The 12,527-nt window shown below is 61.4% G+C and carries 13 protein-coding genes and 2 pseudogenes; 10 read left to right on the forward strand and 5 right to left on the reverse strand.

The genetic code is table 11. The features are described 5' to 3' along the window. Positions 1-183: 183 nt before the first annotated feature. Together FJ419_RS16580 and FJ419_RS16585 are read left to right on the forward strand one after the other, a co-directional pair. Positions 184-823, forward strand: a pseudogene (locus tag FJ419_RS16580) (ISL3 family transposase); the annotation flags it as partial. 14 nt (positions 824-837) lie between these two features. Continuing rightward, positions 838-1,901, forward strand: a pseudogene (locus FJ419_RS16585) (site-specific integrase); the annotation flags it as partial. An 87-nt stretch (positions 1,902-1,988) separates the two neighbouring features. Here the strand turns inward: FJ419_RS16585 and FJ419_RS16590 are convergent. Genes FJ419_RS16590 through FJ419_RS16600 form a run of 3 tightly spaced genes read right to left on the reverse strand, consistent with a single transcriptional unit; the run spans position 1,989 to position 3,513 of the window. Next, positions 1,989-2,294, reverse strand: coding sequence for an amino acid synthesis family protein (locus tag FJ419_RS16590; protein ID WP_140695232.1), 306 nt, complete (start codon positions 2,292-2,294; stop codon positions 1,989-1,991). Then, on the reverse strand, positions 2,294-3,244 hold the full coding sequence (gene dmeF / locus FJ419_RS16595) for a CDF family Co(II)/Ni(II) efflux transporter DmeF (RefSeq protein ID WP_140695237.1): 951 nt from the start codon (positions 3,242-3,244) through the stop codon (positions 2,294-2,296). The genes FJ419_RS16590 and dmeF overlap by 1 nt, the downstream gene beginning before the upstream one ends. Next, on the reverse strand, positions 3,241-3,513 hold the full coding sequence (locus FJ419_RS16600; RefSeq protein ID WP_140695240.1) for a metal/formaldehyde-sensitive transcriptional repressor: 273 nt from the start codon (positions 3,511-3,513) through the stop codon (positions 3,241-3,243). The genes dmeF and FJ419_RS16600 overlap by 4 nt, the downstream gene beginning before the upstream one ends. Before the next feature lie 117 nt (positions 3,514-3,630). Here FJ419_RS16600 and FJ419_RS16605 point away from each other — a divergent pair, with 117 nt between their 5' ends. The 3 genes from FJ419_RS16605 to FJ419_RS16615 all read left to right on the forward strand — a co-directional run bounded on the left by FJ419_RS16605 (position 3,631) and on the right by FJ419_RS16615 (position 6,139). Then, positions 3,631-4,044, forward strand: coding sequence for a helix-turn-helix domain-containing protein (locus FJ419_RS16605; RefSeq protein WP_140695243.1), 414 nt, complete (start codon positions 3,631-3,633; stop codon positions 4,042-4,044). A gap of 276 nt (positions 4,045-4,320) precedes the next feature. Continuing rightward, the gene (locus FJ419_RS16610; protein WP_140695246.1) at positions 4,321-5,463 is read left to right on the forward strand and encodes a sulfite exporter TauE/SafE family protein; all 1,143 of its coding nucleotides are present in this window, start codon (positions 4,321-4,323) and stop codon (positions 5,461-5,463) included. Between the two features lie 94 nt (positions 5,464-5,557). Then, positions 5,558-6,139 carry a YqaA family protein gene (locus tag FJ419_RS16615; RefSeq protein ID WP_140695252.1) on the forward strand — a complete coding sequence of 194 codons (582 nt, stop codon included), beginning with the start codon at positions 5,558-5,560 and terminating at the stop codon, positions 6,137-6,139. Positions 6,140-6,203: 64 nt separating this feature from the next. On the opposite strand, the gene FJ419_RS16620 is transcribed toward FJ419_RS16615, so the two are convergent. Next, on the reverse strand, positions 6,204-6,488 hold the full coding sequence (locus tag FJ419_RS16620; protein ID WP_140695258.1) for a metal-sensing transcriptional repressor: 285 nt from the start codon (positions 6,486-6,488) through the stop codon (positions 6,204-6,206). A gap of 209 nt (positions 6,489-6,697) precedes the next feature. Between FJ419_RS16620 and FJ419_RS16625 the strand changes: the two genes are divergently transcribed. The 5 genes from FJ419_RS16625 (at position 6,698) to FJ419_RS16645 (ending at position 12,090) form a co-directional block, all read left to right on the forward strand. Beyond that, on the forward strand, positions 6,698-7,438 hold the full coding sequence (locus tag FJ419_RS16625; protein ID WP_140695264.1) for a heavy metal-associated domain-containing protein: 741 nt from the start codon (positions 6,698-6,700) through the stop codon (positions 7,436-7,438). Between the two features lie 175 nt (positions 7,439-7,613). After that, positions 7,614-8,078, forward strand: coding sequence for a cupredoxin family protein (locus tag FJ419_RS16630; protein WP_140695274.1), 465 nt, complete (start codon positions 7,614-7,616; stop codon positions 8,076-8,078). A 137-nt stretch (positions 8,079-8,215) separates the two neighbouring features. Next, positions 8,216-8,476, forward strand: a complete 261-nt coding sequence (locus FJ419_RS16635; RefSeq protein ID WP_140695285.1) for a heavy-metal-associated domain-containing protein — start codon at positions 8,216-8,218, stop codon at positions 8,474-8,476. Between the two features lie 87 nt (positions 8,477-8,563). Next, positions 8,564-11,056: a heavy metal translocating P-type ATPase gene (locus FJ419_RS16640; RefSeq protein WP_140695300.1), complete on the forward strand. Its 2,493-nt coding sequence runs from the start codon at positions 8,564-8,566 to the stop codon at positions 11,054-11,056. Beyond that, a complete protein-coding gene (locus FJ419_RS16645; protein ID WP_140695303.1) occupies positions 11,056-12,090 on the forward strand; it encodes a 2Fe-2S iron-sulfur cluster-binding protein in 1,035 nt (344 codons plus the stop codon). The genes FJ419_RS16640 and FJ419_RS16645 overlap by 1 nt, the downstream gene beginning before the upstream one ends. Here the strand turns inward: FJ419_RS16645 and cueR are convergent. After that, the gene (gene cueR / locus FJ419_RS16650; RefSeq protein WP_140695306.1) at positions 12,018-12,527 is read right to left on the reverse strand and encodes a Cu(I)-responsive transcriptional regulator; all 510 of its coding nucleotides are present in this window, start codon (positions 12,525-12,527) and stop codon (positions 12,018-12,020) included. The two genes, FJ419_RS16645 and cueR, sit on opposite strands and share 73 nt — an antisense overlap.

The raw sequence follows: 12,527 nt of genomic DNA on the forward strand, positions 1-12,527 counted from the left end.
GACGAACTAGCTCTGCTGACAGTACGACCCATCGCGGAGGACGTCGATCCAGGTAAGGTGCAGAAAGCGGTCATGTCGTCCTTGGCGCCGGAACCGGACGGTATGCTCTCGGCATGACCGCGCAAATTGGCGGAGGCACGATTCTTGATGATCGCGGCGCGGCCAAGTGCGACAACGGGGCGGTGCCCGGATTGTGGAATAATCGCCGATCGGGTCCACAGCCGATACGAACGTGGGCTGGCCGACCTGCCGACGAGTCCGGCTCGTCTTAACGGTCCGGCGCTTCCGCTGTGACGCTGTGACGTGCGCGCGGCAGATCTTCGCCGAGCGCTTCGATACCGATGTCCTGGCACCCTGGTCCCGTCGGACCGCTCGCCTTGACCATATCGTCCATCATCTCGCGCTGGCTCTTGGCGGGCGGCCGGCTGCAAGCTTTGCGCGCAGGCTGATGCTACCCGTCAGCAACGACACCTTGCTGCGCGTGGTCAGGCGGCGCGCCACCCCCGGCTTCGTCCCGCCAGCCGTGGTGGGGATCGACGACTGGGCGTGGCGGCGCAACCAGCGCTATGGCACGATCATCTGCGATCTGGAGCGGCGACGTACGATCGCCTTGTTGCCCGATCGGGAACCTGCGACCGCCGAGGCTTGGCTCCTCGAACAGTCGCAGATCAAGGTCGTCGCCCGCGACCGCGGCGGCGGCTACTCCCTGGCCGCCGCCAGGGCGCTGCCAAAGGCGATCCAGGTCGCTGATCGATGGTATCTGATGGAAAACGCCAGCCGCGCCTTTCTCGACGCGGTCCGCAAATCCATGCGTCAGATCCGCACCGCACACCGTCCAAGGAACTCTGCACCCGCTATCTCGAGGATCTGAGGAACGGCCTTGTGCTCGGCAAGCGCGGGCGGCCTAAGAAGGCCACGACGATCTCCACCGATGTCGGGCGCATAGAGCGCCACATCGTTCCTCTGCTCGGGCGTCGACGGGTGCGGGGTTTTTGGCCAAGTCCGACATAATGCAGGCCATGAAGGACATTATGACGGGCAATACCCGTGCGAACGTGAAGACGGAAAAGCTGCGTGGGCGAGCAATCGTGCGTGGAGGGGCTGGCACGGCATCCCGGACGATCGGTCTCTTTGGCGGCATTCTCACCTACGCGGTCGAACTCGACATCGTCGAGCAGAACCCTGTCCATGGTGTGCGAAAGCCGAAGGACCAGGTCAACGCCCGCCGCCTCAGCGAACAGGAATACCGCACGCTTGGCGACATTTTGCGGAAGGCGGCCGAGGACAGGCAGTACGAGACCACCGCAGCACTGATCCGGGTGATAGCCTTGGCGGGCTGCCGGCGCAGCGAAGTCATCGGTCTGCGTTGGGGAGAAGTCGATATCGAGGGCAGTTGCCTGCGCCTTGCCGACAGCAAAGAGGGAGCATCGGTGCGTACCATCGGCTTGCCGGCCCAGGAATACCTCGAGGCTCGCCGCGACGAGGAACAGGATGCTGAAGTCTACGTCTTTCCCGGCTGGGAGGACGGCATACCGTTCGGGAGCTTCCCCAGGCAATGGACGAAGTTGCTCAAGGATACTGACTTGGCCGACATCACGCCGCATGTTCTGCGGCACAGCTTCGCCAGCATTGGAAACGACCTTGGGTTCACCGAGGCAACCATCGCCGCCTTGGTTGGGCACTCACGAGGCACTGTGACCAGCCGCTATGTCCATACCGTGGACACTGCTCTCATCATGGCGGCTGACAGCATCGCTGGCTACATACAGGGCCTGCTTGACGGCGTCGCCTTCAGCCACATCGCCTATGCGCTGGATCGAGATTCCAGGAAGGCGGCACTCGCACATTTCCTAGGGCAGCCGACATCGGGAGCGAGGGCTAGTGAACGCTCGGCAGCATGATTGGGCTTCTTCCTACCGAAACGTCTGCTTCGCGCCCCATTGGTCATGAGGTCAACTGTGCGGCTTCTCGAAGGCGGACATCATCGACTACAACGCAGGGATGCCGAGCAAGGCATTACATCGTAGCTTCCTCTCCATCATTTGCATGCCCTGAAAAGGGTCCGCCATCCGGGGTTGGACGCGACGCCGACCGCCCGCGCCGATAGCCCTGACAATCTCGTCGACGGCCGGGCCATTGGCAATCTGGAAGATGGCGGTGTCAGCGGCGGCCGTTCTCGTCTTGCGCATCATCTGCTGCAACAGCAGCGCGCTGGGCGCATTGCGCCTGTTGCAAAATTCGAGATAGGTCGTGCCGCTAAAGGCGTCGCGAAACACCTTGCCGAAGCGCGTGATTAGATTGCGGACTCGACCTCAATAGTAACATGCGAAAGATCGTGAATGTGCGCCAGCTTCTCGCGATAGTGCGAGGGTGCTTTCGGCTCACTCGATATCAGCGAGACTATAGCACCGTGGTGGCCGGGACCGAGCTGCCAGACATGTAAGTCGGTTATGCGGTCGGTATTGGTCTCCATCGCTGCGCGGATCTCTTCGGGCAGATCTTCCGCGGGCGACAGATAGTCGAGCAGCACGCCGCCGGCGTCACGGATAAGGCCCCATGACCAGCGTGCGATGACGAGGGCGCCGACGAGACCCATCGCGGGATCGAGCCAAAGCCAGCCGTAGATGCTTCCCGCCAGCAGTGCCTCGATCGCCAGGACCGAGGTCAATGCATCCGCCAGGACATGGACATAGGCCGCGCGCAGATTGTTGTCGCTGCCACCACTATGCGCTTGATGATCGTGGTGGTCGTGGGCATGTTCGTGGTGGCTGTGGCCATGGCCGTGTTGATGGTCGTCCTTGAGCAGCCACGCGCTGACCAGGTTGATAATCAGACCGATGACGGCAACGGCAATGGCCTGCGGGAAATCGATGGGCACGGGCGACCTCAGACGAAGGAAGCTCTCCCAAGCGATCATCAGGGCGATGAGCGCCAGCACGATCGCGCTGGCAAAGCCGGCAAGGTCTCCCATCTTGCCGGTGCCGAATGTGAAGCGCGGATTGCGAGCATTCTTACGGGCATAGAGATAGGCAAGCGCCGCAATCAGCATCGCCGCGGCATGCGTCGCCATATGCCAGCCATCGGCAATCAGTGCCATCGATCCGTAAATCGTGCCGGCGACGATTTCGGCCACCATCATCGTCGCCGTCAAGGCGATGACGAACCAAGTGCGGCGCTCGTTGCGCTCATGGGCATCGCCGAGGAACACATGGTCGTGGCCGCGGACGTCGAGATGCAGGCTCATTTCAGATAGGTCCTCACTACGGTGATCAGTTCGTCGGCGCCGCGGGCACGCGCGGTCGCGTCAGGACCGGCGACCACATGCTCACGCACATGGTCCTCGATCAGCTCGGCCGTCAGCCCGTTCACGGCGCCACGGATCGAGGCGACCAGGTTCAGCACCTCGGTGCATGGCGCTTCGGCCTCGAGCGCGCGCTCGACCGCTTCCATCTGGCCCTTGAGCCTGCGGACACGGCCTAGAAGCTTGGCCTTGTGTTTGATCGTGTGACTCATAATATAGGGAGGTACCCTATATTTTCCGGCACGTCGAGTCCACTTTCGAAGCTCGTGCTTGCTTGACCGATAAGCTGGAAAGGCCGATGGTCCACGAGAAACAGACGAGAACTTGCAATGCTGGCCATCGGCGATCTGGCCCGCCGGACGGGCGTCAAGGTTCCAACCATTCGCTACTATGAGCAGATGGGGCTGATCGATGCGGCCGAGCGGTCGGAAGGCAATCAGCGACGCTATGGCCGCAGCGAAGAGGACAGATTGTCCTTCATCAAGCACGCTCGTCAATTCGGGCTCAGTGTTGAGACAATTCGCGAACTTCTGCGGTTGAGCGCGGGTCCGGAAGGCTCATGTGGCGATGCCGGTCGCATTGCCGCCGAGCAGCTTGCCGTGGTGCGCCAACGCATAGCCGAACTGCGCAGGCTCGAGCGCGAGTTGGCGCGGATTTCGGCACATTGCCACGGCGACCAGGTCAAGGATTGCTACGTGATCCAGGCATTCGCTAATCATGAGCTGTGCGACGACGAGCACTGACGCCGGCTAAATCCGATACCTGACTACAGGATTGTTTCGATCGGCTAATCATTCGATTAGGCGGTGATCTTGCCCAATATACAATACCCCGTATGGTATACACGCGGGTTCGGACGGTGCTGCTTTCAAGAGCAGCGAGAACCGGAGCGAGCGAGGCCAGGTCTGACGTGTCAGGCTATCGACTCAGCGGCTAGGCGACGATTGATCACACCAGCCCTGACCTCGTTCGCTCCCGGCGAGTCAGGGGCGACGCGACATTTACGGGAGATTTTTCGCATGACCGACTTTTCGCAGTTGCTCCAGCAGGGAGCAACGAACGCTTGGCTTTTTATACCCAGCGCCATCCTGCTTGGCGCTCTGCACGGGCTGGAGCCCGGGCACTCGAAGACTATGATGGCTGCCTTCATTATCGCGGTGCGCGGAACGGTGTGGCAGGCATTTCTGCTGGCTATCGCCGCTACGGTCTCGCACACCGCCATCGTCTGGCTCGTCGCGCTGGCCGGCATCTGGTATGGGCCGAGTTTCTCCGCAGAGGCAACCGAGCCCTACTTCCTGCTCGCATCCGGCGTGCTCATCGTCGGTGTTGCGCTGTGGATGCTCCTGCGCACGTATCGCGAGCAGCAGGACACCAAGGCGCGCCTCGCCTATCAGCAGAAGGCTCAATCCAACCAGACACGCGTGATCGACACTGGTCACGGCTTGGTCGATCTCATGCTGGTCAATGAAGGCGGCTCGAACCGCTTTCGCGCCAAATTCAAGAATATGCGCGGCGTCGATAAGAAGCCGCCGGCCGCCAAGGAACTGATCCTGGACACAAAGCGTGACGACGGCTCGAAGCAGACGTTCCGCTTCTTGACCAAGGGCGACTACCTGGAGACGATCGATGCCGTTCCGGGACCGTTGTCCTTCGACATCGTGCTTACCTGGGATCACGATGATCATGAGCACGTCTACTACGAAAGCTTCCGGCCGCATGGCGCCGCCAAGCCAGCGGCGGCAGGACAACTCGACCTCGGCGACATGGAGGCAATGGATGCCCATGCTCGTTCGCACGCCATGGACATCCAGAAGCGTTTCGCTGGGCGCACGGTGACGACCGGACAGGTCATCATGTTCGGTCTGACCGGCGGCCTGCTGCCATGCCCGGCCGCCATCACCGTGCTGGTGCTGTGTCTCCAGCTCAAACAGTTCTCGCTCGGTCTCACACTTGTGCTGTGCTTCAGCATAGGGCTCGCGCTGACGCTCCTGTTCTCGGGGACGGTGGCAGCCTGGGGAATGCAGAAGGCCAGCAAGAAGTGGAAAGGCTTTGACGCCTTCGCCGATCGCGTGCCCTATTTCTCCAGCGCGGTCATCATCGCCGTTGGTCTCTTCACCGCCTATTCGGGCTACTCTCACCTGCTGCAGGGCCACGCAGCCTAGGCCACGGCCGATTCCTCCGCCAGGCGGCGCTTCGGCGCCGCCTCATCCTCCCAGCGGCGCTTCCTCTGGAAGCGCCGCCCACCAATTTGTTGCCATGCTGCGCCGCCTTTACGACTGGACCCTTTCGCTTTCTGGACGCCCTGGAGCCATCTGGGCACTGGCTGCGGTTTCCTTCGCCGAAAGCTCATTCTTTCCGATCCCTCCGGACGTGCTGCTTGTCCCGATGTCGCTGGCAAAACGCGATAAGGCCTGGCTCTATGCCGGAATTTGCACCATCGCTTCAGTGATCGGCGGCATTCTAGGTTATGCTATCGGATCGCTGCTTTACGATTCGGTCGGCACTTGGCTGATCAACGCCTATGGCTACGGCCAGAAAGTGGAGGCGTTCCGCCAGGCTTACGCCGAATACGGGCAATGGATCATCCTGCTCAAGGGACTGACACCCATCCCCTACAAGCTGGTCACCATCACCTCCGGCTTCGCCGGCTACAATCTTGTCTGGTTCGTGATCCTGTCCATCGTGACACGCGGCGTGCGCTTCTACGTCCTCGCGGGCTTGCTGACCCGCTTCGGCGACCCCTTGCGACGCTTGCTTGAAAAGCACCTTGGGCTGATCGTCGCTCTCTTCGCAATCGGCCTGCTCGGCGGTTGCGTAGCGTCGAAGATGTTCTTCTGAGTCACCGCAGCAAAGCACAAGGGTCAGCCGATGGCGGCCGGACGTACCTTACCATCCGCCTCACTTACAGATACTTGGTGATTTCCTTGAACTCGGCGATCGTGGCCGGGTGCGGGTGCGCATGGTCATGACTGTGCGGCTTGCCGTTTGCGCTTTCGGCTAGGCAATGGTCGATATGGTCGTGGATTAGGGTACGCTTGGCGCTGGCGACAGCGCGTTCCAGCGCGTGCAGTTGCTGTGCGATCAGGACGCAGTCCCGATCCTGCTCAAGCATGCCGATCAACGCGTCCATCTGGCCGCGCGCGCGCTTCAATCGCTTGATGATGTCAGTATGGCTTTCGTGTCTCATACGTCAAATAGAATACCCCACCCCGGTATCGTCAAGGCCTTCGGAAAAAAATGATCTCGATCCGAATTTCTCTCTTTGAAGCTATAGCCGCTAGAGGATGCAGGTTTCTTGCAAATTGAGATCGGCCCTCATTCCGGCCGCCCGCAGGAGACCATTTCCATGACCGCAACCAATACGCATAGCGATCTGTCCGGGAAGCACGCCCCTTCGTGTTCAAGGTGGAAGGAATGGATTGCAGCGGTTGCGCAGCGACACTGAAGAAGGCCGTCGAGCGTATGCCAGGGGCCTCCGACGTGGCTGTGTCGCTGACCAAGGAGACGATGACGCTGCTGCTCGATGAAGGGGCGACCGATATCGCGGCGATCGAAAAGAAGGTTCGTCAATTGGGTTTTCAGCCGCAATTGTCGTTCCGTCCGGCGATTGCCGCATCCGGTCACGTCCATCGTCCCGACTGCAGTCACGAGCACGCCGCGCGTGGCAATGCGGATCCCAAAGTTGTCCCGGCCTCGACCTTTAGCGATCGGCTGGTCTGGGAGCTGGAGGGTATCGACTGCAAAAGCTGCGCAGCCACCATCAGCCATGCGCTGCAGCGGCTGCCTGGTATCTCCAACGTCCAGGTTTCCGTAAGCAACGAGACGCTGACATTGGGGCTGGATGAGCGATCGACAAACACCAGCGCCGTCGAAGCCAAGCTCAATGCTCTCGGCTATGCCGCACGCCGTGTCGGATTGGCTACACAGGGAAACGAAGGCGAGTCATCGCCCGCGCCGGTGCGTCGCTGGTGGTGGCAGTCGCCGAAAGCCAGGATTGCCGCAACAGCAGGGATGCTGCTTGTTGCAGCCTATCTGGCAAGCGTGGTCTTTCCACCTTTGTCCAATTGGGCTTTCCTGCTGGCAACTATCGCTTGTGGATCGCGGTGTTTGCCGGCACCGGCGCCACGGTGGTGGTGACGCTCAACGCCATGCGCCTGCTCGGTCGGGCAGTCGACCGGCCTTGATCCGCGACCGGCGCGTTGACGGAGTTCGATCGAGTGAGCGCCGAAATGTGCTTGACCTTCCCACGTTGGCATCTTGCAGCGTGGCTAGCGCACGCATTTTTTTGAGAGACAACAAAGAAGGATACTAGATGAAACGAATGATGATCGCCGCGGCCGCATTTTCGTTGCTCGCGACACCAGTGTTCGCCTCCGGAACCGGGGAGCACAAGCATGTCGGTATGCCGGGAAAGGCCAATGATGCGACCCGGGACGTAACCATCGAGATGATGGAGATGAGCGACGGCTCGATGATGTTCGAACCCGCTTCGCTGGACGTCAAGGCCGGCGAGACGGTGCGGCTGAAGCTGAAGAACGACGGTGAAATCGACCACGAATTCGTCATCGACACCGACGAGGGCATTCAGGAGCATAAGGCGATGATGGCGAAGATGCCGGACATGCAACATGATGAACCCAATGCAATGCGCCTGAAGCCAGGCGCCAGCGGCGAGATCATATGGACCTTCACGACGCCCGGCAGCTTCGAGTTCGCCTGCCTCATCCCGGGCCACTACGAAAACGGCATGAAAGGCGCCATCACGGTTTCCAATTGATGTCGTGATGCTGGAACGGTCCGCCAATCGCGCGATCCGTTCCAGCAATCACAAAAAATTCAAAAAAACGCTTGACCTTCCCATGCTGGTACCTTGCAGTTTCGTGGCTGTCCTCATTTTGAACATCGGAGACAGCCATGTGTGAAGAACACGATCATCATCCTTCCGTCGCCGCATCGTCGGCATCGGTATCCGCAACCGGCACCACACTCTACGTATCGGACATGACCTGCAGTCATTGCGCCGGCGTCATCACCAGCGCTCTCGAACAGACTCTGCCGAACGCCAAGTTCAGCATCGACCTATCCAAGGCTCGCGTGACTGTCGATGGGGATGCGGCGCTCGCCATGGAAGCCATCCGCACTGCCGGCTACAGCCCCGAACGCATTGCCATCTGAGACCAAGGCAGGCAGCCGTAGCATTGCACGACGGCTGTCTGCTGCGACGACGTGCGCCCTCTCATCTCCATGCGACCGGATTCAACCATGAACACAACTGAGCTCAGCTTTCATGTCGAGGGCATGACGTGCGCGTCCTGCGTCCGCCGGGTCGAACTCGCCGCGGCGAAGTTGCCTGGAGTCAACAAGGCGTCAGTCAATCTCGCTATGGAGAGGCTGAATGTTTCGGTCGCGGACGGCTTCACGACCGAGGCGCTCGGCAAAGCCATCGCGGCAGCCGGCTATGGACTGCGCAAGACGCAGACGGAGATCGGCATCCAGGGGATGAGTTGTGCCTCGTGCGTGGCGCGCGTGGAAAAGGCATTGAAGCGCGTGCCAGGCGTCACCGCGGCCTCAGTCAACCTTGCAACCGAACGCGCCACGATCGAGGCGTTGACGATGCTCGATCCGAGCGCGATCTCGCGCGCGATCGAAAAGGCCGGCTATATGCCTGTCCAGCTCGCGGGCGCCGACCTGCCGCTTACCGACAACAAAGCGGCGGAAGTCAACGCTTTGCGTCGCGATCTGCTGATCGCCACAAGTCTGACGCTGCCGATTTTCGTCGTCGAGATGGGGTCGCATCTCTACAGCCCGATGCATCATTGGGTGATGAGCGCCATACCGATGCGCACACTCTATTTCGTCTACTTCGTCCTCAGCAGCATCGTCATGTTCGGGCCGGGCCTGCGCTTCTTCAGGAAAGGTTATCCGGCGCTTCTGCGCGGCGGGCCGGACATGAATTCGCTGGTCGCGCTGGGCGCGACCGCAGCCTATGGCTATTCGCTGGTGACCACCTTCTTCCCCGAGGTGCTGCCGCTCAATGCGCGCTTCGTCTATTACGAAGCGGCGGTTGTCATCATCACGCTGATCTTGCTTGGCCGCCTGCTCGAAGCCGGCGCCAAGGGCCGCACCAGCCGGGCAATCAGCCGGCTTGTCGGCTTGCAGGCGAAGTCGGCCTGGGTCGAGCGCGACGGCGTCATGCGCGACGTGCCCCTCGACGCTGTCGTACCGGGCGATATCATCGTCGTGCGCCCGGGCGAGCGCATCGCTGTCGACGGCAAGGTGATCGACGGCGCGTCTCACGTCGATGAGGCAATGATCTCCGGCGAGCCGATGCCGGTAGCGAAATCGGTCGGCTCCGATGTCATCGGCGGTACTATCAATCGCACCGGCAGCTTTCGCTTCCGTACGACGAAGGTCGGCAGCGACACCATGCTCGCGCAGATCATTCGCATGGTGGAGTCGGCGCAAGGGTCGAAACTGCCGATCCAGATGCTTGTCGATCGCGTGACGGGATGGTTCGTGCCGGCAGTCATGGGCATCGCTGTCGCCACCTTCACGATCTGGATGATTTTCGGACCTTCGCCGGCCTATACCTTCGCGATGATCAATGCCGTGGCGGTGCTGATCATCGCCTGTCCCTGCGCCATGGGCCTGGCGACGCCGACATCGATCATGGTCGGGACTGGCAGGGCGGCGGAGCTTGGCGTCCTCTTCCGCAAGGGCGAGGCGCTGCAGCAGTTGCGGGGAGCAGCGGTGGTCGCATTCGACAAGACCGGCACCCTGACACGAGGTCGGCCCGAGCTGACGGATATCGTCACTGCAAGCGGCTTCGATGCTGATATGGTGCTGCCGCTCGTCGCAGCGGTCGAGAAGTCGTCCGAGCATCCGATCGGTGAAGCGATCGTGCGCGCCGCCGAGGCTCGGGGTATTTCCGTTCCGCCGGCCAGCAATTTCGAAGCCCGTCCCGGTCATGGTGTGGCAGCGGTGGCTGACGGGAAGAAAATCGAAGTCGGCTCCCGGCACAATTTCGAGGCTCATGGTTTTGATCTCTCCGCGCTTGCCGCTGATGCGGAAGAGTTGGCGGGTGCCGGCAAGACGCCGGTCTATGCTGCCATCGACGGCAAGATGGCGGCCGTCATTGCGGTTGCCGACACGCTGAAGCCAACCAGTCGAAGCGTGATCGCCATCCTGCATCAAGCAGGCATCAAGGTGGCGATGATCACCGGCGACAACCGCCGCACCGCCGAAGCCATTGGCCGCCAGATCGGCCTTGATCACGTTCTGGCGGAGGTGCTGCCGCAGGGCAAGATAGAGGCGATCCGGCAATTGCAGAAAGGTGGCACGACTGTCGCCTATGTGGGCGATGGCATCAACGATGCGCCCGCCTTGGTTGGCGCTGATATCGGCATTGCCGTGGGCAACGGCACCGACGTTGCCATCGAGAGCGCCGATGTGGTGCTGGTCGGCGGCGATTTGCGTGGCGTCATCGACGCGATCGCGATCAGCAAGGCAACGATGCGCAATATCGCACAGAACCTGTTCTGGGCCTTCGGCTACAATGTGCTTCTCATCCCGGTCGCGGCCGGTGCGCTCTATCCGGCTTTCGGCATCGCGCTTTCACCCATGATCGGTGCCGGCGCCATGGCGCTGTCGAGCGTCTTCGTGCTCGGCAATGCACTCCGCCTGCGGCGGTTTCGCTCGCCAGGCGCGCCTCGTGAAGCAATGGCTATCAGCCCGACATTGGCGGAAGCTCACTGATGGCGTATCGAGCTATGATTTCCGGTGTCGAGCAGACAATCTCCGTCGAGGATGGCGAAACCTTGCTTTCGGCCGCCCTTGGCGCTGGCATCGCCTATCCTCACGGCTGCCGCTCCGGGCGCTGCGGCTCCTGCAAGACGCAGCTGCTGGACGGGCAGGTCGATCTGTTGCCCCATACGCCCTTCTCACTGACCGAAGCCGAGAAGCAGCAGGGGCTCATCCTCGCCTGCCGCGCCCGGCCGTCCTCGGATGTCGCGGTCCGCTGGCTGGCTCGGCCGGCTGCAAGCCATCCGGTCGTCCGGACAACAGCGGTCGTCCGCGCCGTAGAGCCGCTGACGCACGACATCGTCGAGATCCGGCTCAAGCCTGAGCAGCCGCTTGCAGCATCGCCCGGTCAATTTGCCCGTCTGTATTTTCGGGGACTGCCGGCACGAGACTATTCCTTTGCTCCAACTGCCGACGGCGAGGTCGCTTTCCATGTCCGCGTTATCGCGGGTGGCGAAGTTAGCCCGGCGATAGCGGGACGAACGCGGCCGGGTCTGAGGGTGACGATCGAAGGACCCTATGGCGAGGCCTATCTGCGCGAAGATCACACCGGGCCGATGCTATGCGTGGCCGGCGGGTCCGGCCTGGCGCCGATCCTTTCGATCGTCAACCGAGCGGTCAGCGCGAGAATGCATCAGCCGATCCATATGTATTTCGGGGCTCGGGATACTGGCGATATCTATGGCGTCGAACAGCTTTCGCGTTTGGCGGCGAAGCATCCTCGGTTGACCATGCATATCGTTCTGTCGGCTACCCGAGCTCCCGGTCCGCACCGGTCTGGCTTCGTCCATCAGGCGATCGCCGGCGATCTCAGCGGAAGCAAGCGGGGCTGGAAGGCTTATGTCGCTGGCCCTCCAGCGATGGTTGACGCGGTCGATGCGCTGTGCCGGGAACACGGAATGAAGCCAGGCGATTTTCACGCCGACCCGTTCTTCACCCCGAGTGCGTTGTCGGCATCCCTTGGCAGCGAGCACGAATTCACACGTTGAGCGTCGGCCAAGCCGTTGCCTTTCCGTGATGCAACTGCGGCTTTGCGGGGGGCTTTGGCCAGATCATTCAGGATCGGGCAGTTCGGCCGTTCATCGCCGCTGCAGCAACTGACGAGATGCTTCAATGTCTCGACCATCTCCTGCATGGCCGCAATTTTGTTCTGAAGCTCGCCGATATGGCTGCTCGCGATGCGCTTTACGTCGGCACTGGCGCGGCCCTTATCGCGCCAGAGACCCAACAGGACGGACGTTTCCTCGAGAGAGAAACCAAGATTGCGCGAGCGCTTGATGAAGCGCAGGACATGCACCTCGTCCTCGCCATAGATGCGATAGTTGCTTTCGGTTCGATGCGCCGATCGGATCAGTCCCGTCGACTCGTAATAGCGGATCATTTTGGCCGAGACACCTGATGCCTTGGCCGCTTCGCCTATGTTCAA

This window comes from Mesorhizobium sp. B2-6-2 (assembly GCF_006440615.1).
GTDB lineage: Bacteria > Pseudomonadota > Alphaproteobacteria > Rhizobiales > Rhizobiaceae > Mesorhizobium.

Excerpts from the sequence above, each read along its gene's own strand:
- dmeF (WP_140695237.1), bottom strand. The coding sequence starts at position 3,244 with ATGAGCCTGCATCTCGACGTCCGCGGCCACGACCATGTGTTCCTCGGC.
- FJ419_RS16615 (WP_140695252.1), top strand. The coding sequence starts at position 5,558 with ATGCTGCGCCGCCTTTACGACTGGACCCTTTCGCTTTCTGGACGCCCT.
- FJ419_RS16645 (WP_140695303.1), top strand. The coding sequence starts at position 11,056 with ATGGCGTATCGAGCTATGATTTCCGGTGTCGAGCAGACAATCTCCGTC.
- FJ419_RS16610 (WP_140695246.1), top strand. The coding sequence starts at position 4,321 with ATGACCGACTTTTCGCAGTTGCTCCAGCAGGGAGCAACGAACGCTTGG.
- FJ419_RS16600 (WP_140695240.1), bottom strand. The coding sequence starts at position 3,513 with ATGAGTCACACGATCAAACACAAGGCCAAGCTTCTAGGCCGTGTCCGC.
- FJ419_RS16620 (WP_140695258.1), bottom strand. The coding sequence starts at position 6,488 with ATGAGACACGAAAGCCATACTGACATCATCAAGCGATTGAAGCGCGCG.
- FJ419_RS16635 (WP_140695285.1), top strand. The coding sequence starts at position 8,216 with ATGTGTGAAGAACACGATCATCATCCTTCCGTCGCCGCATCGTCGGCA.
- FJ419_RS16630 (WP_140695274.1), top strand. The coding sequence starts at position 7,614 with ATGAAACGAATGATGATCGCCGCGGCCGCATTTTCGTTGCTCGCGACA.
- FJ419_RS16640 (WP_140695300.1), top strand. The coding sequence starts at position 8,564 with ATGAACACAACTGAGCTCAGCTTTCATGTCGAGGGCATGACGTGCGCG.
- FJ419_RS16605 (WP_140695243.1), top strand. The coding sequence starts at position 3,631 with ATGCTGGCCATCGGCGATCTGGCCCGCCGGACGGGCGTCAAGGTTCCA.